The organism is Kineococcus indalonis (assembly GCF_009906395.1).
GTDB lineage: Bacteria > Actinomycetota > Actinomycetes > Actinomycetales > Kineococcaceae > Kineococcus > Kineococcus indalonis.
The window spans coordinates 1-494 of record NZ_JAAALM010001007.1 but is presented as its reverse complement, the minus strand read 5'-3'; the positions used below and the strand labels follow the sequence as shown (position 1 = coordinate 494).

The following is a 494-nucleotide window of genomic DNA, read 5'->3' as shown; positions in this document are numbered from 1 at the left end:
GGCGCCGCCCGCCCCGGCGGGGGCCGTAGCCGGCCAGGACCGCGCCGACCAGGCCCAGCGAGATGCCCAGGCCCACCCTGTCCAGGAGCACGCCCAGCACCACCCCCAGGCCCAGGAACAGCCCGAGGGCCGCCGCGAACCGCTTCTCGTCCCAGCGCCGGGGTTCCCGGCCACCCGCGTCCGTCACGCCCACCACGCTGGCAGGGACCCGGGCCCGGCGCCTCCCCGGGCGCCGCAGCCGCCCCGCCGGGGGCGGGCGCCTCAGAGCTTCTCGACGGGCGCGTAGCGCAGCAGCAGGCGCTTGGTGCCCTCGCCGCGGAAGTCCACGTGCGCGACGGTCTTGTCGCCCTCGCCCTCCAGCCGCAGCACGGTGCCCAGCCCGAAGGTGTCGTGGGTGACGCGGTCGCCGGGCGCCAGGCTGATGACGGGTCGGCTGCCCGCCGAGCGCGCCACCGGCCGCGAGGGCGGGCGCGCGGCGGGGGACGAGCCGGCGG

General features: G+C 80.0%; 2 protein-coding genes. Both read right to left on the bottom strand.

Features of this window, described 5'->3' with window-relative positions:
• The coding region (locus tag GTR00_RS22435) for a hypothetical protein (protein ID WP_166613664.1) at nt 1–187 on the bottom strand (187 nt) is incomplete at its 3' end.
• Between the two features lie 74 nt (nt 188–261).
• Nucleotides 262–494, bottom strand: a 233-nt coding sequence (locus GTR00_RS22430) for a hypothetical protein (RefSeq protein ID WP_166613665.1), incomplete at its 5' end; no start/stop codon positions are given.